Annotated in this window: 25 protein-coding genes; 14 read left to right on the top strand and 11 right to left on the bottom strand. The window is 41.5% G+C overall.

The window, feature by feature from the left end; genetic code table 11:
• The first annotated feature begins 128 nt into the window (after window positions 1-128).
• Window positions 129-1,208, top strand: coding sequence for a 3-phosphoserine/phosphohydroxythreonine transaminase (gene serC, locus ACNQO6_RS01845; protein WP_440207917.1), 1,080 nt, complete (start codon window positions 129-131; stop codon window positions 1,206-1,208).
• Window positions 1,209-1,282: 74 nt separating this feature from the next.
• Here serC and ACNQO6_RS01840 read toward each other — a convergent pair whose 3' ends face one another.
• Window positions 1,283-1,426, bottom strand: coding sequence for a hypothetical protein (locus ACNQO6_RS01840; RefSeq protein ID WP_004771301.1), 144 nt, complete (start codon window positions 1,424-1,426; stop codon window positions 1,283-1,285).
• A 36-nt stretch (window positions 1,427-1,462) separates the two neighbouring features.
• Window positions 1,463-2,401, bottom strand: coding sequence for a hypothetical protein (locus tag ACNQO6_RS01835; protein WP_343578535.1), 939 nt, complete (start codon window positions 2,399-2,401; stop codon window positions 1,463-1,465).
• Window positions 2,402-2,632: 231 nt separating this feature from the next.
• On the opposite strand from ACNQO6_RS01835, the gene ACNQO6_RS01830 reads away from it, so the two are divergent.
• Both ACNQO6_RS01830 and ACNQO6_RS01825 read left to right on the top strand, forming a co-directional pair.
• Window positions 2,633-3,103, top strand: a complete 471-nt coding sequence (locus ACNQO6_RS01830) for a YaiI/YqxD family protein (RefSeq protein WP_440207916.1) — start codon at window positions 2,633-2,635, stop codon at window positions 3,101-3,103.
• Between the two features lie 7 nt (window positions 3,104-3,110).
• Entirely contained in the window at window positions 3,111-4,004 is an 894-nt protein-coding gene (locus tag ACNQO6_RS01825; protein ID WP_343578536.1) for a DMT family transporter, read from the top strand.
• Window positions 4,005-4,016: 12 nt separating this feature from the next.
• Here the strand turns inward: ACNQO6_RS01825 and ACNQO6_RS01820 are convergent, their stop codons facing one another.
• A complete protein-coding gene (locus ACNQO6_RS01820; RefSeq protein WP_343578537.1) occupies window positions 4,017-4,598 on the bottom strand; it encodes a PilZ domain-containing protein in 582 nt (193 codons plus the stop codon).
• Window positions 4,599-4,623: 25 nt separating this feature from the next.
• On the opposite strand from ACNQO6_RS01820, the gene ACNQO6_RS01815 reads away from it, so the two are divergent.
• The 4 genes from ACNQO6_RS01815 (at window position 4,624) to ACNQO6_RS01800 (ending at window position 10,284) form a co-directional block, all read left to right on the top strand.
• Window positions 4,624-5,859: a lipoprotein-releasing ABC transporter permease subunit gene (locus ACNQO6_RS01815; protein ID WP_440207915.1), complete on the top strand. Its 1,236-nt coding sequence runs from the start codon at window positions 4,624-4,626 to the stop codon at window positions 5,857-5,859.
• Window positions 5,852-6,541: a lipoprotein-releasing ABC transporter ATP-binding protein LolD gene (gene lolD, locus ACNQO6_RS01810; RefSeq protein ID WP_343578539.1), complete on the top strand. Its 690-nt coding sequence runs from the start codon at window positions 5,852-5,854 to the stop codon at window positions 6,539-6,541. Before ACNQO6_RS01815 ends, lolD begins: the two co-directional genes overlap by 8 nt.
• Complete coding sequence (locus ACNQO6_RS01805; protein ID WP_343578540.1) at window positions 6,534-7,769, top strand: lipoprotein-releasing ABC transporter permease subunit; 1,236 nt, start codon at window positions 6,534-6,536, stop codon at window positions 7,767-7,769. The genes lolD and ACNQO6_RS01805 overlap by 8 nt, the downstream gene beginning before the upstream one ends.
• An 88-nt stretch (window positions 7,770-7,857) precedes the next feature.
• A complete protein-coding gene (locus tag ACNQO6_RS01800) occupies window positions 7,858-10,284 on the top strand; it encodes a DNA internalization-related competence protein ComEC/Rec2 (protein WP_440207914.1) in 2,427 nt (808 codons plus the stop codon).
• Window position 10,285: 1 nt separating this feature from the next.
• Here the strand turns inward: ACNQO6_RS01800 and ACNQO6_RS01795 are convergent, their stop codons facing one another.
• A complete protein-coding gene (locus ACNQO6_RS01795) occupies window positions 10,286-11,239 on the bottom strand; it encodes a lysophospholipid acyltransferase family protein (RefSeq protein WP_440207913.1) in 954 nt (317 codons plus the stop codon).
• A gap of 137 nt (window positions 11,240-11,376) precedes the next feature.
• On the opposite strand from ACNQO6_RS01795, the gene sppA reads away from it, so the two are divergent.
• Both sppA and ACNQO6_RS01785 read left to right on the top strand, forming a co-directional pair.
• Window positions 11,377-12,399, top strand: coding sequence for a signal peptide peptidase SppA (gene sppA / locus ACNQO6_RS01790; protein ID WP_343578543.1), 1,023 nt, complete (start codon window positions 11,377-11,379; stop codon window positions 12,397-12,399).
• Between the two features lie 176 nt (window positions 12,400-12,575).
• Entirely contained in the window at window positions 12,576-13,373 is a 798-nt protein-coding gene (locus ACNQO6_RS01785; protein ID WP_440208066.1) for an alpha/beta fold hydrolase, read from the top strand.
• A gap of 38 nt (window positions 13,374-13,411) precedes the next feature.
• On the opposite strand, the gene purN is transcribed toward ACNQO6_RS01785, so the two are convergent.
• Window positions 13,412-14,041, bottom strand: coding sequence for a phosphoribosylglycinamide formyltransferase (gene purN, locus ACNQO6_RS01780; protein ID WP_440208065.1), 630 nt, complete (start codon window positions 14,039-14,041; stop codon window positions 13,412-13,414).
• Window positions 14,038-15,108 carry a phosphoribosylformylglycinamidine cyclo-ligase gene (gene purM / locus ACNQO6_RS01775; protein WP_343578544.1) on the bottom strand — a complete coding sequence of 357 codons (1,071 nt, stop codon included), beginning with the start codon at window positions 15,106-15,108 and terminating at the stop codon, window positions 14,038-14,040. The genes purN and purM overlap by 4 nt, the downstream gene beginning before the upstream one ends.
• 133 nt (window positions 15,109-15,241) lie before the next feature.
• Between purM and cxpE the strand changes: the two genes are divergently transcribed.
• From cxpE to ACNQO6_RS01755, 4 genes are all read left to right on the top strand, one after another.
• Window positions 15,242-16,435, top strand: coding sequence for a chloramphenicol efflux transporter CxpE (cxpE, locus tag ACNQO6_RS01770; protein WP_440207912.1), 1,194 nt, complete (start codon window positions 15,242-15,244; stop codon window positions 16,433-16,435).
• 20 nt (window positions 16,436-16,455) lie between these two features.
• Window positions 16,456-17,154: a DnaA regulatory inactivator Hda gene (locus ACNQO6_RS01765; RefSeq protein ID WP_004771428.1), complete on the top strand. Its 699-nt coding sequence runs from the start codon at window positions 16,456-16,458 to the stop codon at window positions 17,152-17,154.
• 114 nt (window positions 17,155-17,268) lie between these two features.
• Window positions 17,269-19,137, top strand: coding sequence for a rhombotarget A (gene rbtA, locus ACNQO6_RS01760; RefSeq protein WP_440207911.1), 1,869 nt, complete (start codon window positions 17,269-17,271; stop codon window positions 19,135-19,137).
• 14 nt (window positions 19,138-19,151) lie between these two features.
• Window positions 19,152-21,587, top strand: coding sequence for a CSLREA domain-containing protein (locus ACNQO6_RS01755; protein ID WP_440207910.1), 2,436 nt, complete (start codon window positions 19,152-19,154; stop codon window positions 21,585-21,587).
• A gap of 62 nt (window positions 21,588-21,649) precedes the next feature.
• On the opposite strand, the gene ACNQO6_RS01750 is transcribed toward ACNQO6_RS01755, so the two are convergent.
• The 5 genes from ACNQO6_RS01750 to ACNQO6_RS01730 all read right to left on the bottom strand — a co-directional run bounded on the left by ACNQO6_RS01750 (window position 21,650) and on the right by ACNQO6_RS01730 (window position 24,924).
• Window positions 21,650-22,039: a DUF3106 domain-containing protein gene (locus ACNQO6_RS01750; RefSeq protein ID WP_005284567.1), complete on the bottom strand. Its 390-nt coding sequence runs from the start codon at window positions 22,037-22,039 to the stop codon at window positions 21,650-21,652.
• Window positions 22,029-22,352, bottom strand: coding sequence for a hypothetical protein (locus tag ACNQO6_RS01745; RefSeq protein WP_005229427.1), 324 nt, complete (start codon window positions 22,350-22,352; stop codon window positions 22,029-22,031). Before ACNQO6_RS01745 ends, ACNQO6_RS01750 begins: the two co-directional genes overlap by 11 nt.
• Window positions 22,339-22,956, bottom strand: a complete 618-nt coding sequence (locus tag ACNQO6_RS01740; RefSeq protein ID WP_262754604.1) for an RNA polymerase sigma factor — start codon at window positions 22,954-22,956, stop codon at window positions 22,339-22,341. The genes ACNQO6_RS01745 and ACNQO6_RS01740 overlap by 14 nt, the downstream gene beginning before the upstream one ends.
• A 160-nt stretch (window positions 22,957-23,116) precedes the next feature.
• Complete coding sequence (locus ACNQO6_RS01735; protein ID WP_440207909.1) at window positions 23,117-23,893, bottom strand: TrmH family RNA methyltransferase; 777 nt, start codon at window positions 23,891-23,893, stop codon at window positions 23,117-23,119.
• Between the two features lie 59 nt (window positions 23,894-23,952).
• On the bottom strand, window positions 23,953-24,924 hold the full coding sequence (locus ACNQO6_RS01730) for a class 1 fructose-bisphosphatase (RefSeq protein ID WP_005284579.1): 972 nt from the start codon (window positions 24,922-24,924) through the stop codon (window positions 23,953-23,955).
• 177 nt (window positions 24,925-25,101) lie between these two features.
• On the opposite strand from ACNQO6_RS01730, the gene ACNQO6_RS01725 reads away from it, so the two are divergent.
• Entirely contained in the window at window positions 25,102-25,287 is a 186-nt protein-coding gene (locus ACNQO6_RS01725; RefSeq protein WP_440207908.1) for an NF038105 family protein, read from the top strand.
• Window positions 25,288-25,316 lie beyond the last annotated feature (29 nt).

The raw sequence follows: 25,316 nt of genomic DNA, 5'->3' as shown, positions 1-25,316 counted from the left end.
CATGATTGAAAAATTAATACTTTTTTTGCAGTCAAATTGAAATATTTACTGCATAAGCTGCTGCAAGCTTCGCCAATCTATGATTAAATTCCCATTCCAATTTGTTCCACTTTAACAAGGGAAAACTCATGCGTGCTTATAATTTCTGCGCTGGTCCTGCTGCATTACCTACTGCCGTTTTAGAAAAAGCTCAACAAGAATTGTTGAATTGGCAGGGCAAAGGTCTGTCGATCATGGAAATGAGTCACCGTAGCAGCGATTATGTTGCCGTGGCGGAGAAGGCTGAAGCTGACTTACGTAAGCTCATGAACATTCCAGAAAACTATAAAGTACTGTTTTTACAAGGTGGAGCATCCTTACAGTTCTCGGCGATTCCGCTGAACCTGTTAGGTAAAAATAACAAGGCAGATTATATCCATACCGGCATCTGGTCTGAGAAAGCGCTAAAAGAAGCGAAACGCTATGGCGATATTAATATCGTTGAAGCGGGTACGCTGATTGAGGGTAAACATGCGATTACCGAACAAAGTCGCTGGAATCTTTCGAATGACGCAGCCTATGTGCATTATGCAGATAATGAAACCATTGGCGGTTTGCAGTTTGCGACTATTCCAGAAGTAAATGCACCGTTGGTCTGTGATTATTCATCAAGTATTTTGTCTGCACCTCTGGATGTGAGCAAGTTTGGTCTGATTTATGCCGGTGCGCAAAAGAATATTGGCCCGGCAGGTTTGACTATTGTCATTATTCGTGATGACTTACTTGATCAGGCCAAGCCTGAGATCCCAAGCATCTTGAAATATGCAGATCAAGCCAAAAATGGTTCAATGGTGAACACTCCGGCGACCTATGCATGGTATTTATCAGGTCTGGTATTTGAGTGGTTGCTTGAGCAGGGTGGGGTAGATGCCATCTATAAAGTGAATCAGGAGAAAGCCAAATTATTGTATGGCTATATTGATTCGAGTGATTTCTATAACAACCCGATCGCAGTGCCGAATCGCTCAATGATGAACGTGCCATTTACTTTGGCTGATGAAACGCTTGAAAAGACTTTCTTAAAAGAAGCTGAGCAGAACCACTTGTTAAACTTGGCAGGTCACCGTTCAGTCGGTGGAATGCGTGCAAGTATTTACAATGCAGTTCCATTAGAAGGTGTACAAGCTCTTGTAAACTTTATGGATGATTTTGCGAAACGTCATGGTTAAGCAATAAATTATCGGTAAAATAAAAGCCCTCATCATTGAGGGCTTTTATGTATGAATAGGGGTATGGTCAAAAATTAGAAAAAGCCAATTTGATGAAAAATAAGTGCCGCTAAAAACATACCGAGTAAGAAAAAGCAAAAAGCACCAACATCAAGTTTAAGACCTTGATCACTCGAATGAATCAGACTGGTGGTCGTTTGTTCTGGTATAATTTTCATTAGAACGCCTAAAAATGCCATTTATGTGATTTTTTGTCACTCAGTAGCAGTTTTAGCATAAATATTGGCCTGAATCCATAGGTTACCGCGAATATATTGGCCAATGTTAAAGTTTTTATACAATTCATTTTTAGTTGCAATACGAATCAGGATTGCAGGTAAATCATCTTCTAAAACCAGCGTTACATCATAAAGGGTATATTCATCCTGCATAAACTGCATTTGAGTTTTACCGACGATATTACCCTGGAACCACGCTTCATCTTCCTGACCTAAAGTTTCACCGAATAAATAGGCCACCATTTTAGAAAAGTCGACCGTAACAGGTTCTTGATCTTCTGGTGTTTTTGGCTGCCAGTCATTAATCAGTTCCTGTAAATTTTCAGGGGCAATACCATTATGTTCCGCCAAAATCGCATTTAAGGCACGATGATGTTTAATTGAAGCTGGATCATCCACAATGATTTTCTCATCCGGAGCGACGGCTTCTAATTCATAGGCCCAAGCATTAAACTGAACTTTATAGCTTTGGTTTTTATCATATTGACAGCTATTTACACTGAATAAATTATCGAATGCATAAATGGTCGTATCTTTATTTAAATTTAAACGTAATACTGCCTGAGTGGCAGAATCACAGGTAATAATTCGCTCGATTTTTGCATCATATTTATAGGGACTTTCAAAACTTGGAAAAGCCGTTTTTAATGCGCGTGGTTTTTGATCTTCCACCGCAATGATCTGGTTAATGGAAACAGATTCACCACTTGGGCCTTGGATTAACCAGAAGGTCTGATCCATCTCATGTTCATCTTCACATAGCCCCATAGGCATTATCGGTGCATCAAGAGCCAGTCCTAACCATTTGGGAACATCTGTTTCAGGTGTATCTGTCAATAGATTCCAATGCTCGACATGATTACCGAAATTTTGATCTTGAATTTTAATGATTTCTGGACTGTTTTGATTTTTCATAAAGCGAGAGGCTAAAAAGATTGAACTTATTCTATTAAATCGAGGGTAACTGGCATATTTCAAGTCTGAATCTGTAATTCTCTAAAAATTATTTTATTTTTTAATCTGATATCTATGACAACTTCATTCGAAGCAAATGTAAAAATGGATGGGGTGATATCCGCTTTCTTAACTCTACTTTTCCCGTAATCTGCTACACTAGCTTTTTTGTTCTCAAGAGTTTTCATCAACGTGCTGCCATTTAAATTATGGGTAGATGCTGATGCATTACCTAAAATTTTACGTGAAGTGATTTTACGTGCATCGGATCGTTATCAACTCGAAGTGACCTTTGTCGCCAATCAGAATGTCGGCATCACTCCGTCTATGCGGATTAAATCCATTCAGGTGATGAGTGGGGCAGATCAGGCGGATCAGGAAATTGTAGAGCGCATGCGAGAGAATGACATTGTCATTACACAGGATATTCCGCTGGCGGCGCAAGTGATTGAAAAGGGCGGTATTGCTATTCACCCGCGTGGTGAGATCTATACGACGGCTAATGTTAAAGCACGTCTCCATCTACGTGATTTTATGGATACTTTACGTGGTGCAGGTGTCCAGACCGGTGGGCCTCCACCGATTTCAGAACGAGATAAACGTGAATTTTCAAGTTCTCTGGATCAGACCATTTTAAAACAGAAACGAAAAACAGCGTCCTGAGTTGAGTATGCCATCACGTATAAACCTGATGCTCACCTACGGACTACTGGTCTTTATCTGGGCGACGACACCGCTTGCAATTGTGTGGAGTGTTTCAGATCTGCATCCGATGTGGGCATTGCTGATCCGCTTCTTTATCGCGTTGCCTCTGGCGGTAACCGTATTATTGCTGTTAAAAGTGAAATTTCCCACTCATAAAATTGCCTTATTGAGTTATGCTGCAGGTTCTTTAAGCCTGATTGGGTCGCAAATCTTTACCTATGCCGCCACAGCGTATCTGAGTTCGGGTCTGATCGCCCTAATGTTTGGTCTGGCACCGATCATGGCGGGGCTGATTGGTCGTTTTGGTTTTCAGCAAAAACTGGCGGGCTTGCAATGGCTGGGAATGGGGACCTCCATTATTGGCTTGGCCATGATTTGCTTGAGTGGTAGTCAACAGCATGTACAGCCGATTGGTATTATTTTAATGCTGATCAGCGTTTTTTCTTATTCACTCTCCATTTTTCTGGTCAAGAAGATTAATGCGGATTTACCGGTCATGGCTCAGGCCACCGGTTCAATTCTGGTCTCAACCCTATTGGCCACCCTGCTGATCCCGTGGATCTGGCAATATGTGCCGACCCATTTTCCTTCAGCCAAATCCCTATTTGCACTGACCTATACTATTGTTATGGCCTCGTTAATTGCCATGTTCTGTTATTTTAAATTGGTTCAGAACTTACAGGCGACAACGTTGTCACTGACTACAGTGATGACCCCGATGCTGGCAATTCTGATCGGGGCATACCTGAATCATGAACAGTTATCGGTTCAGGTCTTTGTGGGCGCGAGTATTATCCTGTTCGGTTTAGTGCTGTACTTCTTTAGGGATTTAAGGGCGTATCGCCGTTTGAAATCGTAGCCATACACCGATTTAGCTGGCTTCCGTGTGTTGAGCCTGTCGGATGCTGGCGGCTAGCTTGGCACGATCTTGTGGATTTAAGGTAATGAAGTAGGCACCAATACGGAATTTACCTTGTTCTTCCGCAGTGCTATGCACCACTTGTGCGATTGCAGCGATATGGAAGAAATTTTCCGGATGACTCAAGGTAATATGGATATACGTTCCCTCATTAATGTCTTGAGAACTAAAGAAACTTAATCCATTTTCAGACACGTTAACCTGCTCAGGAACGGGGAGCAAAGATTGCACGATATTGTCGTAATAAGATCCCGTAATCAGGTTTAATTTCTGGTTAAAAAGGGATAAGATGCGAGCAATTTGTTGATCTTTTTCATTTAATTGTTCTAATTCGTAGCGAAACGCATGATCAAATTGATCTAATTCTGCAAGTAGTAGAAAATAGCGTGGCAATACGAAATGGGAATCATATGGATCATTCAGCGCAACATCATCTGGAATGATTTGATAGTTGATTCTCAACACGGCATCAATACGAGACATCACACGACGTTCAGTGTTGTCGTCAACAAGATGATGTTGTGAATTTTCCATAATAAATCACCTCGGACTAGCTGGTATGTTTAAGCCAATTTCGCTGTATATAGGGTTGAGATACACTCGTGCTCGGCGGAGTAATCATTTTATTTCTTTTGTCGCTTTAGTTTCCATGATCGGCTTGACGCTTGGTGTTGCTGTCCTCATTACAGTGTTATCTGTCATGAATGGTTTCGATCGTGAATTAAAAAGCCGTGTCCTTGGAATGGTCCCACAAGCCACTGTTTCTTCTACTCAAATTCTAACAGATTGGCCTGAGCTTGTAAAAAAAGTTGAGCAGGACCCGCATGTCACTGGCGTTGCACCGTTTACCCAACTGCAAGGGATGTTAACCGGGCAAGGTCAGGTCGCAGGCATTATGGTGACGGGGATTGAACCAAAATATGAAAAGAAAGTTTCGATTATCCAGAATCATATGGTTGCAGGTGATTTAAATGCATTGAAAAAAGGGGAATTCGGGATTGTCCTGGGGAAAGACATGACCGATGCGTTGGGTCTGGGCTTAAATGAAAGTGTGACCTTGGTGCTACCGGAAGCTACGCCGTCACCTGCAGGTGTCGTACCTCGTTTTAAACGCTTTAAAATTGTCGGTATTTTTAGTGTCGGTGCCGAAGTAGATTCAATGGTGGGGTATATCGCCTTGAATGATGCCTCGACCTTGTTACGTTTGCCGGATGGTGCTCAAGGTGTGCGTCTTAAAGTGGACGATATTTTTGCTGCTCCCGAAGTGGTTAACCAGATTGTTAAACAATTGCCTGACAATTTTTACGCAACCAGCTGGAAGGAAACGCACGGAAGTTTATTCAGTGCGGTACGAATGGAAAAGAATCTGGTGGGTTTACTGCTATTCCTGATTATTGTCGTCGCTGCATTTAATATCGTTTCATCATTGGTCATGGTGGTCACTGAAAAAAAAGCGGATATTGCAATTTTACGTACTTTAGGGGCCTCTCCAAGGTTCATCACCTCTGTTTTTATTGTGCAAGGTACGATCATTGGCATTGTCGGTACAGTGATCGGGGTGATTTTAGGCAGTGCTTTTGCGTTAACCATCAGTGAGCTGGTTGGCTGGTTGAATCATACCTTTGGACTTAATTTATTTAGTGGTTATGTCATTGGCTATTTACCTTCTTATTTACGTTGGCAAGATGTTTTGATTGTTGTGACAGCATCTTTATCTATCAGTTTTTTAGCAACAATTTACCCTGCTATCCGTGCAGCAAAAACGCAACCAGCCGAGGCATTACGTTATGAGTAAGATCGTTCTAGAATCAAAAAATATCTTTAAGCATTTCGATGATGGCAAAAGTAAAGTTGAAGTGATCAAAGGCTTATCGCTTCAAGTCAATGCTGGCGAGTTCGTTTCTATTGTCGGTTCGAGTGGTTCAGGGAAAAGTACCTTGTTGCATGTGTTGGGTGGCTTGGAGCAACCTTCGCAAGGCGAAGTATTTTTACAAGGACAACGTTTTGATAATTTAGGCGAGGCAGAGCGAGGCTACAAGCGAAACCAATACCTTGGGTTCGTTTATCAGTTTCACCATTTATTGCCAGAATTTACTGCCTTGGAAAATGTTGCGATGCCTTTAATGTTACGCAGTGAAAGTAACTTTAAGGATGTGAAAAAGCAGGCCGAATATCTGCTGGATCGTGTGGGCCTATCTCATCGTATGGATCATAAGCCTGGGGAGTTATCGGGAGGGGAACGCCAACGTGTGGCTTTGGCCCGTGCTCTGGTGACCAAACCTGCGGTGGTGCTGGCAGATGAACCAACGGGAAATCTGGACCGTAAAACGGCACTCAGTATTTTTGAATTGCTTACTGACTTGAAAAAAGAGCTCAACATGGCCATGTTAATCGTGACGCATGATGAGCAACTGGCACAGTCAGCAGATTCGATTCTGCATATGCAAGATGGTATATGGGTGGATGAGCATGTTTAAACCCATTTCATTTTTTATTGGACTGAAGTATACGCAAGCCAGAAAAAAAAGCCGTCTGGTGTCATTTATTTCGTTGATGACCATGATCGGTTTAACTTTAGGCGTTGCCGTGCTGATTACGGTTTTATCCGTGATTAATGGTTTTGACCGGGAATTAAAAAACCGTATTTTAGGTATTGTGCCTCAAGCGACCATTGCATCAACCCAAATTATGACCAATTGGGATGGTCTGGCGAAAGATATCGCTAAACAGCCTCACGTTGTTGCGGTTGCGCCTTATACCCAGTTACAAGGCATGCTAACCGCACATGGTCAAGTGACCGGGATTTCGATCTCGGGGATTGAGCCAGAATATGAAAAACAAGTCTCTATTGTTCATAACTATATGAAAGCAGGGAGTTTGGATGCACTCGAAAAAGGTAAGTATGGCATTGTACTGGGGCAAGATTTAGCAGATAGCCTAGGACTCAAGCTGCATGACCCTGTGACACTTGTGTTGCCTGAAGCGACCAATTCATCAGCTGGGGTGGTGCCACGTTTCAAACGTTTCGAAGTGGTTGGTATCTTTAAAATTGGCACTCAAGTCGATTCGATGGTGGGTTATATTGCATTAAACGATGCGTCAACCTTATTACGCTTGCCAGATGGCGCACAAGGTATTCGCTTAAAGCTGGATGACATTTTTGCCGCACCCGAGATTTCCGAGAGCATTATCAAAAAATTACCGAGTAATTTTTATGCTTCGAATTGGACCTATACGCAAGGTAATTTATTCAGTGCCATTCAAATGGCAAAAAACATGGTGGGGTTATTACTTCTACTGATTATTATTGTTGCAACCTTTAATATTATTTCATCCTTAATGATGCTGGTGACTGATAAAAAATCAGATATCGCAATATTACGTACTTTAGGCGCTTCACCATTATTAATTACTCAAATTTTTATGGTGCAGGGGACAATTATCGGTGTGATTGGAACAGGTTTGGGTACCGTTTTAGGGATTGTTCTTTCTTTAAGCATTGGGAGTATTGTATCTTGGGTGAATACGACCTTTGGCTTAAATTTATTAGATGCCTATTTTGTACATTATTTGCCTTCGTATTTACGCTGGCAAGATGTATTGCTGGTTGTAAGTGTTTCATTGTTATTGAGTTTACTCGCAACAATTTACCCTGCATTACGCGCAGCAAAGGTTCAGCCTGCGGAAGCCTTACGGTATGAATAGTGCATCAATATTGCATTAGACCTCTTGTTAAAGCCCCGAAAAGGGGCTTTAATTTTGTCTTTAGAAAAACTAAATCCAATGTTAAGAAATGTTGAAGATTATTTTGTTCGGCTGGATTGCCGGTATTACTTTGATGGGGCAAGATTTCCATTTTATTAACCAGACATGGTGGATATGGCTGACTTTCGCATGTCTGATATGGGTTTTAGGGCGATATAAAAAGCAGCGCTATTTGCAGCACCCTTGGTATAAGACGCTCCTTTTAATCAGCTGCACCTGGGCACTGTGCTGTACGGGTTATCATTATGCGGATGTGGCTTTAGAACAGCGCTTAAGCTTACGGGAACTTCAGGTTCAACCCTTTGAAGCCATTGTCTATATTAAAAAAATAGATGAACTGACAGACGATGGGCAAAAGCAGGTTGCTGAAGTCCTCAATCGGCATAGCCAGCCAGTTGAGTGGCTACTGTATCTTCATAAAGCATCCGAGCAATCCATGCAGCAGCCGAGCCTACAACTGGGGTGTTATTATCGGATCAACGGACTAATCAGGCCTGCGCATAGTTATGCCGTAGCAGGGGTATTTGATCAGGAAAAATGGTTCTTACAGCAGAATATTGTTTCTGCATTTTCAGTCAGGCAAATTCAGCCGCTAAGTGCTGATGAAATTTATCGTCTGGGCTATCAGCAATATGACAAGCAACAACATACCCTAAAAGCAAAGTTGCTATTAAAGATTGAAAACATGCGGCTGGCTTTCCGGCAAATGCTGCAAACAAGCTCCCTGCAACATCGAGGTCTGCTGCTAGCTTTGCTGACGGGCGATGAAAGCCTGTTGTCGAGTGAGCTAAAACAGCAATTCCAGTTACTTGGAATATCCCATTTACTGGCCATTTCAGGGCCTCATGTGCTGATCTTTGCCTTGATGCTGACCTGGTTATGCCAAAGGGGGATACAGCGTTATTGGCCGCAATTATATTTATGGCAGCCGAGACAGATTCTGCTGGTTTTTCCCTTCGTTGCCAGTGTTGCCGTTTATGTTGCTTTTGTCGGCTTCGAGATTCCGTCCATCAGAACGCTATTCACTGTGCTGATTGCCAGTCTTTTCTTGATCTTTCGACAGTCTATTCAACCCTTGAGCTTGCTGATCTACAGCGCCAGCGTGCTGCTGGTTTATGATCCATTTAGCATATTGTCGGCTGCATTCTGGTTATCTTATGGGGCATGCTTTATTCTGCTACGGATCTATCAAACCACAGCATCTCTTTCTCAAGCTCAGGCTCTGAGCTCAACACAAAAGATGGGGCTGGCCATTAAAGTGCTGATTGATACGCAATGGAAAATCTTTATAGCCTTATTACCATTGGTTGTTATTTTCTTTCAGCAAGTTTCCTGGACAGCCCCGTTGAGTAACCTGATTGCCATTCCGTTATTAGGTGGTGTGGTGGTACCGCTAGACATTTTTGCAGCCTGTCTATGGCTGATCATTCCTGTACTCGGTCTATTGTTATTTCAGTTGAATGACCAGTTGCTTGCATTTTTGTTGTGGGGCTTAGATGGCCTGCAGCATCTATCTCCTGCATTATATGGCGTCAGTTATACACCAGCCATGATGCTGAGCTTGATCTTGGGTTTGGTCCTTGTATTTATGCCAACAGGAAGCGTGCCCAAGCTTTGGGCTGGTGTCTGCTTTTTGCCCATGCTTATCGGGGTAAAAACTCAATCTACGACTTTAACTATTCTCGATGTAGGACAAGGGCAGGCAATCTTTTTACAGCATCCTCAACAGACAGTGATGATTGATACAGGCGGTGCTTATGATGAACGCAAATTTGACATCGGCGAGCGAGTTGACATCCCGTTCTTAAGACAGCAGGGCGTCCAAAGTCTGGATCATGTGATTCTGTCTCATCTGGATCAGGATCATAGTGGTGCATTTCCAGCTATACAAGATGCCTTTGCGATTACGCAAGTGCAGTCGAATCAGCGCAGTGAAAAGCTACCCTTTAGACAAAATTTTTCCTATTGCTATCAAGGACAAAGTTGGTCCTATCATAATCTGAATATTAAGATTTTATCACCTACGCAAGATGAGCTGAATTTTGTGGAACATCAACAGAATGAACAATCTTGTGTGGTCTACCTGCAGTTTCTCAATGCTCAACCTTATCAAAACTTTCTGATTATGGGCGATGCAGGCTGGGAAACAGAATTTAAGTTACTACAGCAGTATCCGGATTTAAAGGTGGATGTTCTGGTTTTAGGCCATCATGGCAGTAAAAATAGTTCTGCTTATGATTTTTTAAAAGTTTTAAAACCCAAGCTGGCGATTGCTTCAGCTGGCTTTAATAATCGTTATGCTCATCCCAGTCAGGAAGTCCAAAAACGTCTGCAAGCTCTGGATATTCCTTTGCTGAATACAACGTATACTGGAGCGGTAAGCTTTCTGTTTGAGCATGGCAAGGTTGAAGTCAAACAACAGCGGCAGCAAAGAAAATGGTTACGACGAGAATAGCCTAAGCAATCCCTGCTTGTGTTTGCTGACGAACAGCGGCCACTTGAGCCAGCGCTTCATGCTCATCAATGTCATAAATTTTCTTGAGGGCGGGATTGGCACGAAAGCGTTTATAGCTCCAGTGATAATGTTCTGGGTAGCGTTGAATCAGTTGTTCTAAAGTTTGATGAATGATCAGGGTGCCATCTTCGGCACTGCCTTCATAGATTTGAGGATTGATTGGCTCAATATACATATCGAAGCCATCATGATCATTTCTTTTTGTATAAAGCAGTAAGGCCTTGGCCTTGGTTTTCTGGATGAGCTTGGCGCTTAAACTGCTGGAGGCTAAAGGAATACCAAAATAATTTACCATGTCACCGCCATGATCGGGAGTATGATCAGGCAAAATGGCTGTGGTACCACCTTGTTTTAAGGCTTTGAAAATCTGTCTTACACCACTTTCATCGGTCGGGACAAGGTGCGCTTGTTCACGGCTACGTGCATCACGAACAAACCGGTCAGCAGCAGGATTTTTTACAGGCTTGTAAAGAATGGTCATGGGACTATATTGCGAAACCCATGCATTCATGACCTCCCAGGTTCCAAAATGAGGAACCACCAGTACCACGCCTCTTTTTGCTTCGAGCGCTTCATGTAGGTAGTGTTCACCCTGAACCTGATGGATACGCTGGATATTTTTCTGATTGGAAGCGCCCCAAATGCTTAAAAACTCAAAATAAGAGGTAAGTTCATTCTGAATCGCCTGTTTGGTCAACTGTTGTCTTTGCTGCTGTTCCATCTCGGGAAATGCAATCTGGATATTCAGGCTGATAATTTTGGCAAGTTTAGACAGCTGAAAGGTATTGACCAGTCCAGCAACCATACGCGCCAAGAAACGACCTAATTGAATCGGCTGACGACTTAGGAGTTTGATGAGACGGTAATTTGAGCTGCTCGATCTGGACTGGGTCATGGATTTGGTATGAGAAAATTACAAAGGAGAAGTATAATGCAAAAAATAATTATAAGTTAAAACAAGTTATTTAAACAGTTTTGTTGAAATCAGCGTATATAATAAAGCCACTTTAAAACATATTGGATTGGAATCTTATGTCCGATTGGCCACCAAAACCAAAAAACGAATCAACAAATAGTGATAATGTGACGGGCAAAGAATGGCAGATTTTAGAAAAAGCCGTTCTTGCGTCTGTGGAAGAACAACGCCGTAGTCGTCGTTGGAGTATCTTTTTTAAATGTTTAGGCTTCGCTTATTTACTCATTGTCTTGATTGCAATGGCTAAAGGCTGCTCAACTTCAACTGAGAAATCGACCACCAGTATCAGCAGTGACCATTTGGCTGTGATTGATATTGTGGGGACGATTGATTCATCTGCGGGTCAGTCAACGGTCAACAGTGAAGATACCAATAAAGCTTTAAAACGGGCATTTGATGCAAGTGGTAGCAAGGCCATTGTTTTAAATATTAATTCTCCTGGCGGTTCGCCGGTGCAGTCAGATGAAATCTGGCAAGAGATTCGCTATCAGAAAAAACAGCACCCAGATAAGAAAGTCTATGCTGTCATTGGTGATATGGGCGCTTCAGGTGCATATTACATTGCGTCTGCTGCCGATGAAATCATTGTCAATCCATCAAGCTTGGTGGGTTCAATTGGTGTGATCATGCCAAACTATGGTTTAAGCGGCTTGGCACAAAAGTTGGGTATTGAAGATCGTACGTTGACTGCAGGTAGCAATAAAGACATCTTAAGTATGACCAAGCCATTAGACCCTGCGCAGAAACAACATGTGCAATCTGTATTGGATAATGTACATACCCACTTTATCAATGCGGTAAAAGAAGGTCGTGGCAAGCGTTTGAAGTCTAATGATCCAGCAGTTTTCTCTGGTTTATTCTGGACAGGTGAACAGGCGATTGCTTTAGGTATTGCAGATCGTAGCGGTAGCATTACCACACTGATGCGTGATCTTAAAGTTGATCAAAAAGTGGATTATACCGTTCAACGTAATCCTTTAGAGTCAATCTTGGGCCGTATGGGGGCAAAGATTGGTGAAGGGATCAGCAGCTCGCTTGCATCGCAGCTTGAAACTCAGCAGAATGCTAAAATCCAATAGCATATAAGCATGTCTCGTGATTAATGCGATGCTTTGTGCCGCAATGTATTTCTCGTACTCAGGCTGTGGTTTCCACAGCCTTTTTTCATATAAAAGTAACTGGACAGTTCTTGTTTTGATTTGCAATACAGATGTAGAGCAGGATAATTGACTCATCAGTGAAAACACAGATAGATCTGCTTATGAAACCTTTGATTCATTTTGCCCATGCCAATGGTGTTCCTTCTAAAGTTTATCAAAAGCTGTTTGATCAGTTGAAAGATCAATATGACATTATTTATCTGGCTGAAATTGGCAATGACAAACGTTATCCGATTACACATGGCTGGACACATCTGGTCGATCAGGTGATTGATAATATTGTTCAGCAAGCACAGGGGCGTAAGGTGATTGGCTTAGGACACTCTTTGGGTTCGGTCCTGACTTTAATGGCTGCCTATCGCCGTCCAGAGCTATTTTCTCAAGTCATTATGCTGGATCCGCCATTAATCATCGGTAAGGCATCTTTTGTGTTTCATTTGGCTAAACTCTTTAAACCTAAGCTGGTCGATAAAATAACCCCTGCGGGTTTATCTGCGCGCCGTCGTGATCATTGGGATTCGCGTGAACAAGCGGCTGAGTTGCTGGGTTCACGTGGATTCTATCAACATTTTGATGCAGATTGTTTTCAAGCCTACATTGATCATGCCTTAACTGTTGATCCACAGCGGGGCGGCGTTACTTTAACGATTCCTAAGCAGGATGAGGTGAAGCTGTTTAGAACAACGCCATCAATGTGGTGGTTACCGATGCCAAAACCACCTGTTCCTGTACATTTGGTTGTAGGGCAAGAGAGTGTTTTCTTAAAAGAGAAATTTCCGCAGGTTGCGAAAAAGAAACTAGGTATTCCATTTTCTGTTGTTAAAGGAGGGCATATGTTCCCATTGGAGCATCCACTAGATACCGTTGAGAAAATTAAAAGCTTGGTAATTTAAGCCAATAAAAAACGCATCCTTGGATGCGTTTTGTTTCTTTAGAATTGAGCAAATTGAATCGGTCGTTCTAAAGGCTTCTGGTTAAAATAGGCTTGGCCATTTTGCCAGCGCAGTTGACCTGTACAAAACCATTGCGCGACTTGAGGATAAATAAAATGCTCAAGTTCATGCACGCGTTGCGCCAGACTTTCTACCGTATCGTGTAAACCCACCTGAATGGCAGATTGTGCAATACTTTGCCCGGCATCCAGTTCAGCTGTCACAAAGTGAACGGTACAACCATGCAGACGGTCTCCTGTATTTAATACACGTTGATGTGTATTAACGCCTTTATAAACAGGCAACAGAGAAGGGTGGATATTTAACATTTTGCCTTGCCATTGCATCACAAAGCCTGGTGTTAAAATCCGCATGAAGCCGGCAAGAATAACCAAATCAACTTGCCAAGCTAACAGCTGTTGATGCATGGCTGCATCAAAGCTTTCCCGGTTTGGGTAATCTTGGTGTGAAATAACAGCGGTTGCAATATTGGCATCTTTCGCACGTTGTAATGCATAAGCATCAGCTTTGTTTGATAGCACACCAATGATTTGCCCTGACAGATTTGCATCTATCAGGGCTTGTAAGTTACTACCGTTGCCAGAGACAAGGACAGCAATTCTCATTATGCAAAGATCACGCGAATTTTTTCGTCAGCGCCTTCAACTGATTCGGCATTTTCCTGAATATGACCAATTTTCCACGCTTTTTCGCCTTGAGTGTTTAATACTTCAATGGCTTTGTCAGCTTCGCTTGGATCAACTGCAATCACCATGCCGACACCACAGTTAAAGGTACGATACATTTCAAAGCGGTCTACGTTACCTTCACGTTGTAGCAACTGGAATAACTCAGACCATTCCCAGCTTGATTCATCAATCACTGCTTGAGCGCCATTTGGAAGAACGCGTGGTAAGTTACCTGGTAAACCGCCACCCGTGATGTGAGCCATAGCATGCACATCAACTTGTTTGCAAAGTTCGAGTACCGGTTTAACATAAATACGTGTCGGTTCCATCGCAACATCTGCAAGTGGGCGACCATCAACGATTTGAGTTAAATCTACATTTTTAACGTCTAAGATTTTGCGTAGTAATGAGTAACCATTTGAGTGTGCACCACTTGATGCCACACCGATGAGTACATCACCAGACTTCACTTTTGTTCCATCAATAATTTTACTGTGTTCAACTACACCTACAGCAAAACCAGCGAGATCGTAGTCTTCGCCTTCGTACATGCCCGGCATTTCAGCAGTTTCACCACCAACCAATGCACAACCAGCAAGTTCACATCCCGTACCAATACCGGTGACTACATTTGCTGCAACATCAACATTTAAATGGCCTGTTGCATAGTAGTCGAGGAAGAAAAGGGGTTCAGCGCCACAAACGAGCAAATCGTTTACACACATTGCCACAAGGTCTTGACCAATGGTGTCATGACGGTTGAGGTTAAGTGCCAGACGTAATTTTGTACCTACGCCGTCTGTTCCTGAAACCAATACAGGTTCTTCATAACCTTTTGGAATTTTGCATAGTGCACCAAAGCCACCAAGACCGCCCATTACTTCAGGACGAGTGGTGCGTTTAGCGACAGATTTGATACGATCGACTAATGCGTCGCCCGCTTCAATGTCGACGCCCGCATCTTTATAGCTTAAACCAGTGTTTGAGGTAGAAGTTGAGTTGCTCATAGTGAAGTCTCCGCAGTGGCGGCAGATTATAACCTGAATATACGAAACTCTTATGTTATTTATGCTCGAAAATGCTATCTTTAATTAAATTTTTTTCCATTTATAACGAATATACAAAAAAAGGCTAGATTTTATGCAAGATCAGGTACTACGTCGTATCTTTATCCTCGCTGGGCTCGCATTATTGCTTTGGGTGCTCTATCTGCTAAAGCCCATTGTCATTCCGTTCGTAGGTGCTTTTTTCATTGCCTACCTGTTTAGTCCACTCGTGGATGTTCTTGTCAAAATTAAATTACCGCGTTGGCTAGCCATCAGTATCGTGTTTATTGGTATTGGGGTGACCTTGACCATGGTGTTGTGGTTCCTGGTACCGTTGATCTGGAAACAGCTCATGTATGCACGGGACAGTATCCCAGCAGGTATTCACTGGGTTAATGCCACTTTCTTGCCGTGGGTGTCGCATACATTTAATGTTGTACCAATGGAAATAGATACTGAGCAGATTTCCAAGGCATTGATGGATTATATTCAAACCAATTACAGTGCCGATAGCATTCAGACAATGTTGTTGAGAGTTGCCCAATCCGGTTTGAACTTTATCCAGATTGGTGGTGTGGTTGTGCTGATTCCGATCATTTCTTTCTATTTCTTGCTGGATTGGGAAAGAATGTTGCAGAGTTTAAGACGCTTAATCCCACGTCCTTACGAAACATCAACTTTAACCATCGTGCGTGAATGCCATAGTGTATTGGGTGCTTTTGTGAAAGGCCAGTTCCTGGTGATGTTGCTATTAGGGATTGTTTATGCGGTCGGATTGCAGCTGATTGGTCTGGAAATTGGCTTGATCATTGGCATGATTGCTGGTCTGGCAAGTATTATTCCTTATTTAGGTTTTGGCGTCGGAATTATTGCGGCTGTGATTGCAACACTGTTTCAATTCGGGCTGGACTGGACCCAGTTACTTCTTGTCGGTGTGGTCTTCATGATCGGACAAATGGTCGAGGGCTATATCCTTCAACCTTTCTTATTGGGTGATAAGATCGGTTTGTCTCCTGTTGCAGTGGTTTTCGCGGTATTGGCAGGCGCACAACTGGGTGGATTCCTTGGAATGCTGATTGCTTTGCCTGTAGCAGCTGTAATTGTTGTGTTACTTAAACATGCACGTGATAATTATGAGCGGAGCCGCTTTTATGGCTCCACCACAGAAGTTGTGCTGGTACAGGGTGAAACTCAACATATAAATGTTGAATCAGATCAAGTAGAGCTTGATATTCAAATAAAAAACTCTCAAGATACAGAGACTTCAAAACCGAATGATTTAAAGTAATTGAGGAACATATTAAATATATGCGTCAACTACAACTGGATATAGAACCGCAACTCGATGCCCGAATCAGTGATTTCTCGGGGCCGGGTTGGGGACCTGTGGTTGATGCGGTTAGACAATTACATGCGGGTTTGGTCAGTCGATTCTATGTCTATGGGGGCGCTGGAACGGGTAAAAGTCATTTGCTCTCTGCAATTTGTGATTCTTATCTGGAGCTGGGACGGCCTGCAATTAAAGTCTCATTACTCGAACTATTAGATGCACCTATCGAAGCAATTACCTCGCTAGAGTTTTATGATCTGGTTGCCTTAGATGATATTGATGCGATTAGTGGTGTACCGCATTGGCAAAAAGCCGTTTTTCATCTGATGAATAATCATGAAGGCCAATTGGTGTTTTCATCTCGGGTTGCACCGATAGAATTAAAACTGGAATTACCTGATCTTCAGTCAAGATTAACGCAAGCGGTGAGTGTTAAAGTCCCAAATGGCAGTTCGTATATTGACCGTCAAGCCTTGCTTCAATCGGTGATGACTCGCCGTGGCATTCATTTTGATCAGCAGATCGTCGATTATTTATTAAGTAATGGCCCGCATCAGGCCTCAATATTATTACAAACGCTGGCTCAGCTTGAAAAAATGCTGAAAGGTGAAAAAACCAAGCTATCCAATACCACACTTAAGCAAATTTATGCCTTGATAGATGAATATCGCCAATAGTATAAAATTTCTTGAGTAATTTTGAGAGCTATGACAAAGTACGCACAAAGGAATGTGGTTGCAAACACCTAGTTTGTAAAATTAAAAAAATGAAAAACATGAAAGGAGATCGGTATGCTCAAACGGACGCTTACCTGTGCTTTATTGGTAATGACTGGGCACGCATATTCTGCGGATATCCAAGTCACGACGTTGCTTGATGAAGAGAATTATACCGGTTGCTCGCTAAGAAATGCTGTAGAGTTTTTAAATAAAAGAAGCCAAAAAGAATATGAAAATGGCTATCGCGGTTGTGGCAATAAAGACTCCAGTAGCACAATTATTCTTCAAAGAGATAAAGAGTATACCTTAAACTCTGCAATTCACATTAAAGCAGGCATGGCCATCATGACTGCTGCAAGTAGTGATTTTAATAATAATCAAAAAGGTTTGCATAACGCGACCATTAAAATGACAGGGAATGATCGTTTATTTGTTATTAATGATGAAAGTGTTGAAGAAACCCTACTGCCTGTAATCTTCGTGGAATTAAACTTAAAGGGTTCTGGCTATAAAATTACTGATGGCGGGCTAATCTTTAATAGGGAGGCGCTTAGTATTCAATATTCCCGTTTAATGGGAGGAAATGCAGTTCGAGGTGGGGCAATCTATAATGCAGGGACTGTGACAGATGAAAAAACAACTGCAAGTTTATTGAATATCAGCAATAGTCTGATACAAGCAAATAAGGCAGATCAAGGCGCAGTCATTTACAGTGAAATGCCTTTATATTTAATTACGCAATCCGTGATTCGTGATAATGAAGGTGCAAAAGGTGAAAGTGGTGCTTTACTTTACTCCCAAACATCATTTACAGATAAGACTACAGCACAAGTATTAGCTTCTCGAGTATCAGGTCTGCGCAATAGTACAGTTTTTCATAACAAAGGTGGTTATATCGCGAATATTCGTGGCGGGATGTTGTTAAATAACGTGACAATGATTAAAAATGCTGCAGGCTTATTTTTACAGGCACCGAAGAGAGAGGTTTCAACTACGACAGATGGTAAAACCACGACAACACTGGAACCAAGTGCTTATATTTCCAATAGTATTATTGTTGCAAATGAAGCAAATAACTGCGCCAGTTCTGCCGATGATGAGGCAATTGTACAAAGTAATTTGATCACGCCAGAATGTGATCGCAATGCACCAAGTGGTAGTCCTAACTTTTTCATAGGAAATAATAAACTCATTGCGGGTGGAACCAATGATGAGGGCGAATGTGCTGCACCTCCTGCAGATGGCCTTTTATGCCCATATTACATCCCTAAAGATCAAATGTTAGGTTACTTTAAGCCACGTTTATTAATGTCATATACCAAGCTTTCAGATTCATTAATTGTAAATAAAGGCCGCATTTATAGTGATGGAACGACTGCCGGTTTTGCGAAAAGTTGTGAGGGGGCGGATCAGCGTGGCAAAAGCCGCAGTGGCTATGATGAATTGTGTGATCTTGGGGCAATTGAGTTAGTGATTAACCGTGCTGAAGTTCCTATTGCTGGGGAAGATATTTTATATGGGGAGATTGCCAAATTTAGTATCGCCGATAGCTTGTTAGATGGTGAGCTGCTTGATCCTGCATCATGTGAAAAAGTTCTGGGCAAGCGTCAGGATGGATTACCTTGGCAATCAGGTTGTCTTGATATTCAGCAAAGACAAACACCTTCAAAAGGTAAGCTGTCGATTGATCAGCAGGGCAATATTACATATGTCCCTAATGGAAATTGGCATGGGTCTGATGAATTTAATATGCGGGTAATGACAACCACAACCCGTTTTAATGACGTCTCAAATTATTACATTACGATCCCAACCACAATTGTTCAGGCTCCACCTAATAATTTTCAAAGTAAAACTGTAAATGTCGGGGGTGGCAGTTTTGGCATAGGTGCAATTTTTGCATTATTCGGTTTAATTGGATTGCGTCGCTTTAAATCATAATCAGGGATGATGAGATGAAAAACTATAAAAAAACTTTGCTAGCCACCTTGGTGCTTGCGACGATGCCGCTTTTTGCAGCGACAAGTAGTGCGCCAATCAAAGTCACAACTTTTGTAGATGAAGATGGTGAAAATAATAATGCCTGTTCATTACGCGAAGCACTTAAAACGGCAGCAGACAGAAAGCCTTATGGAGGGTGCCAAGTCACTGATACTTCACCAGCTACGACAAAATCGATTCAATTAGATGCCGGTACTTATGTACTAGATAGAGAATTGGCCCCAAAGATTGATATTGTTATTTTGGGCAAAAGTCCAGTTTACTGGGAAAAAAGAAGCGTTATTACCAATGATTATCCTACACAAACAGGGTTGAAGACAACGATTGATGCGAAAGGGCAAAGCCGTATTTTCAATACCACAGGTAATAATAGTTCATTAACCCTGAATGATATCATTTTGAAAAATGGCAAAACCTCAGACCGTGGGGGCGCGATTTATGCAGGGGGTAATGTAAATTTACAAAATACTCAAATCTTAGATGGTCAGGCGGCGATTAGTGGAGGGGCAATTTTCTTGGCTGGGCCATCCTCATCATTAAATATTATCAGTGGTTTACTGAAAAATAATAGGGCACCATTAGGTAGCCTGCTTGCGATGAGTTGTATTAATGATAATGTATATTCCAAACGGAATATTGAAGTAAAAGCGAGTAGCCTTATTGCAAATGGCGCAGCTAATTCAAGTAGTATGCTGGAGTTTTGTGGAGAACCTACGGCTACATTGACCACAAATACGATTGCTCAAAATACAGCAAATCTAACAAATGGTAGTTTGATTAAATTTACAGGTGACACTCAGGCAGGAAGTACGACCACAAATAATTCTAGTATTCTAAGTAACTTGAGCAGTATTAATTTACTCAGTAATACCATTGTAGAGAACAATGCTTACTCTGCTTTTCTATATGATAAATTGGGATTGAAAATATTAAGCTTCAATGTACTTGCTTATAATAATGGAGGGTATTCTTGCCGTTATCTATTGGGAAATGTCACCGAAGAGAAAGATGTAGATATTGCTCCTCTTTATAATGCTATTTCTTTAAATGGAGCGAGTAAGTGTGATTTACCAAAACAGGCTTTACCTGAAAAGCATACCAATATTGATATCAGTAATATTAATATTCGTACGCTTTTAACCCCATTACAGCCAGAATCGGAATTTACAGCTTTCTTACCTTTATATTATCCAGTAAATACCAATTCGGACAAAGATTTGCTTAATACAGGTGTCACTGGCTGTAGTGCAGCAGATCAGCGCAATATTGCGCGTATTACAGATGGGACATTACATTATGATCCGGACTCGCGTAATTCCTGCGATATTGGTTCTGTTGAATTTATGAAATTGACGGCCGGTGATGTTTCTGATGTCTCAAATATTTCGTTAACGACCTTGTTAGCAAACTATAAAAATCAGCTAGATTTTTTTAACGATCTTGTTAAGCAGCCGAATAATCCTGATTTTTTAACTTATTATAAGGTTCGTGCCCAAGAGTATAAAAACCTATATGAAAAGACCAAGAGTAATATAAACTACAGAGCGATCTATGTTGATTTAAAAAATTATCAGTTGCCGATTCCTCAAGAAACTCAGCAAGCTGATGGTACTTCTAAATTAGCATTCTTTAATAAAGAAAATTATATCGTTACAACAAAGCCTTTAGGAAAAGGGCAAATCAATGCTGATGTCGAAAATATAGATGAAAGTGATGCTAAAAATCTGGTGTGTGAATGGAATAATGACTTAGAACAAATTATTTTCTATCGCAAAGATGATCGTATTACACAAGCCGGCGATAAAATTTTCTGTAAATATACAGTTCAATATCGGGCAGATCCTTCGATTACCTCCTCAGGACTTATCAGTGCTGCTTTTGTAAATATTGCACCAGAAGCAAAAGATACATCTGTCACATTAAAGTATCAGAAAAAAGAAAGGGTCACCGTAAACCTGCTGAACTTCGCCAATGATTATGGTGATATGGGAGAAGGTGGAAAAGGGCCTGCTAGTAACCCGAATAAACCACAATTCTGGAGAAATGCAGAAGGTATTGAATTACCAATACGATTGTCTAATGTCCCATCAGAAAATATTAGTGTCACTGCTGATCGTAAAGGCCCTTGTCCTGAACCTGATCAGCAGGAAACTTGCTATGGTGGTAATATCTATGTTCAGGAAATAAATATTTTTAACCCATTCAATTATTCATTTAATTATCAGGTTTATGATGCGGAAGGTTTAATTTCAAATACAGCGACCGTGAAAATTATCAGTACAGGTACGACCTCAGATGATACGCGTAAAGCTGGAGGGGGAGGCAGTACCAATCTATTGTCTATCCTTGGTTTACTGGGGTTATTGGCTTACCGCCGCCTGAGAAAGTAAATTATATAATTTAAAAGAGCGCCAAATTAGGCGCTCTTTTTTTGGAATTGAAAATTAAAAAATTAGTGTTCAGCATATTTACTTAAATATTCTTCTCGGATATTGACGCGTTCTTCGGTACTCGCATTTTGCATGCGTTTACGCAAGGTGGTGCGTTCCTGAGTACTCATTTTCTGCCAGACATCACGCATTTTCTGTTTTTCATCTTCCGGCAGTTGAGTAAACCATTCCATTCTTTGCTGGAGCTGTGAACTTTGTGTGGTTGGAATTTCCTTTAACGACTGATAGCGTTTAATTAAAACGCGTTGTTCTTCAGGAGTTAAATCATCCCATGCTTCTTCAGTCGTTGGTTTATTCTGTTTGGAAAAAATCCAGAAACGTTCTGAACCCGCAAAACTGGTTTGCAATAATCCAAGCGTACACACAACAAGTGCTAATCTTTTAGCTGCCATGTGGAACTTTATCCTCACCTAAAACCAGTAACATTTCCATATCTTCAACCATCTGAGGTGAAAGTTTCGGATTCACCACCACCTGATTCTGTGGTTTATCGATTAACTGTAAAGAACTTGGTAATACAGCAATGCCCATAATCGCGGCTGCAAAGGCAAAGCCTGTCATTTTCCAGATACTGTAATAAGACGTTGGTTTCTTTTGTACGGTATCTAAAACATGATTCATCACCCGCATTTTATTGTGGTGCTGCTCTCTTGCAAGTTGATCAAGTTTGGAAGTCACTTGTTTAGCGAACTCATCTTTCTTCATCTGATGATCCTCCCGTATGTGGATTTAAGTGCTCTAAGGCAATTCTGAGTCCCTGAATTGCACGGTGATAATGTGTTTTTACACTACCTTCACTACAATCCATAATTTGCGCTGTCGTCATCGTATCAAAGCCTTCCCATGCTCTTAACATGAACGCTTGTTGCTGACGGACCGGTAGTTGATTGATTGCAGCCTGAATTTCCTCCATAGTCACTTCCTGATCAAGGAACTCAAATGGATTTGGAGTTGATTCATCGACTACATCAATGATTTCTTCGTCATCGTCTAAACTGATCTTTTTAAATAATGAGAATGGACTTGCTCGACGAGCCTCCTTTCTTCTCCAGTCCTGGAGCTTATTATTCAATATGGTATAGAACAGGGGATACCATTCGTCGGTACTCTTATCGGCATAGGATTTATGCAATGAAATAAAGGCTTCCTGAACCAGATCCATTGCAATGCCTTGTTGTCCCTGTGTCGCACTTTCCATCATCACAAGCGCACGACCAGTCACGTCTTGCATAAAGAAACGCAGACGTTGTTCAACTGTACTACGATCAGTACCGTTTTCTGTTCGAGCCTGTTTAGGTGCTAAATCCATAGAGATGGAAAATCCTGTCATGGATACCCACCATTATTATTTCAATTCATTAATCATATAACGTTGAAAATGGTGGGCGCGTTGACAACTTAAGCAATTATTTTTAGTAGTGTAATAGATTTCCCCAGTAAAAAACGCGTATTTAAAATAAAATAACGTTTTACTGACGTTGGCGCACCATTTCAAAGAAGCAGACTGAACCCGCGATTGCAACATTTAAAGACTCTTGACCACCCGGCTGAGGAATTGTAACCGCTTGGGCATGTTCTAGGGCATAGTCACTTGCGCCTTGGCCTTCATTACCCAGGATCCATACACAAGGTTGGGTTAAATCTTGGCTATATAAACTGGTTGAACGATGTGAACTGGTGACAAATACAGGAATTTGAAACTTTGGCAGTAGGTCGTTGAGTTGGAAATTTTCAAAACAAGTCAGACTGAAGTGTGCACCCATACCCGCACGTAATACACGCGGTGACCATAATGAAGCCGATCCTTGCGTACAAATTACCTGTTTAATATTGGCAGCTGCCGCAGAGCGTAACAGTGTACCGACATTTCCTGGATCCTGAACATTTTCAAGAATGAGTGTATCTGCTTTAAAATCAATGGTCGCTGAGCTTTTTGGAAGATCAATAATGGCCAAGCAGGGCAAGGTTGTGCCTAGAGTACTCAAATCTTTATACAGTACTTCGCTAATGACAAAAATATGCCCTTGGTGTAATTCAATCACCTGTTGTAACTCTGGGTGATTGAGTGCCTGTTCAGTGGTAAAGAGAGAAAAGATTTTTTTCTGCTGTTGTAACCAAGCCAGACAAAGATGAGTACCTTCCAGAACCGTTTGCTGATGTTTTTTTCGGGCGCTGTTCAGCTCGATCAGCCCACGCAAATGTTTAATCTTTGCATTGTCTTTTGATTCTAGAAAAATAACTGCCATAAGATAAACATCCAAAAGGGCATTATAAGTGGATGATAATGCCCTGATTATAAAATTAATTAGTGATAGCTGGTAACGCGTTCAACTTCATTTTTCGAACCAATAATCACTGGAACACGTTGGTGGAGTTCGGTTGGTTGAATATCCAGAATACGAACACGGCCTGTTGTAGATGCACCACCAGCCTGTTCAATCAACATGCTCATCGGGTTTGCTTCATACATCAAACGTAAACGACCTGCTTTTTTAGGGTCTTTCAAGTCATATGGATAAAGGAAGATACCGCCACGGCATAAGATACGGTGAATGTCACCCACCATGCATGCAACCCAACGCATATTGAAGTCTTTTTCACGCACCGAAGTTTTACCCGCAAGTAACTCATCAATATAACGTTTTACCGGATTTTCCCAATGACGTTGATTAGACGAGTTAATGGCAAATTCTTGTGTATCTGCTGAAACCTGAACTTTTTCAGAGGTTAACAAGAAGCTTTGTGTCTTCGGGTCAAAAGTAAAGAATACAACACCCGCGCCAACAGTCAGGGCGAGCATGGTTGATGGCCCATAAAGTACATAACCAGCAGCAACTTGCTCAGTCCCTGCCTGCATAAAATCAGCAGCTTGGGTGACTGCATTTTTTGCTGGAAGGATAGAGAAAATGGTACCCACACACATATTGATGTCGATGTTGCTTGAACCGTCTAATGGGTCAAATAACACCAGATATTTACCGTTTTCTTGAGCAGGGGTGAAGTCATCCAGTTCTTCTGAAGCCAAGCCACCTACTTGTGGATGTACTTTCAATGCATCAATCAGGTAATCATTGGAAATGACATCTAATTTTTTCTGGGTTTCACCTTGGACATTTTCGTTGCCCGCGCTGCCTAAAATACCTGCTAAAGCACCTTTCTGTAAGGCTTGGTCAATGGTCTGGCAAGTTGCTGCAATTGTTTCAATGACTTGTGCCAACTCTGGAGTCAAATTCCCATTTTGTTGTTCTAGGTATTGGGTCAAAGTAAGGTTTGACATATTGAATAGCTCCGATTTAGCCGTGTCAAAAATTGATAAAAATGAATGTGGCTATTCTAGATGAGATCGTCCAAAAATAAAAATTATCTTACTTTATTTATGTTGCTTTTATGATTACAACTAAGCCATTACATGCTATGTTGCATAGATACTAAACAGGATGTTTGGAGGCTAAAGATGACAACCAAGAATTTTGAGGCAACGCCCACGCCAAGTGAACCCATTAACTTAGATACGATTTCCAAAGAAAGTGTGAAGGATGCATGGAAAGAGTATGAGGCCAAGCCAGAATATAAAGAGTTTAATAAGCATGATTTGATTGAGTCGATGCAAAATAAGCCTGACGCTCAATCCTCATCTTAAGCAATGAAATAAAAATGCTCACATGAAGT

The organism is Acinetobacter calcoaceticus, assembly GCF_051947995.1.
Classification (GTDB): Bacteria; Pseudomonadota; Gammaproteobacteria; order Pseudomonadales; family Moraxellaceae; genus Acinetobacter.
This window is presented reverse-complemented; position numbering and strand designations above follow the sequence as displayed.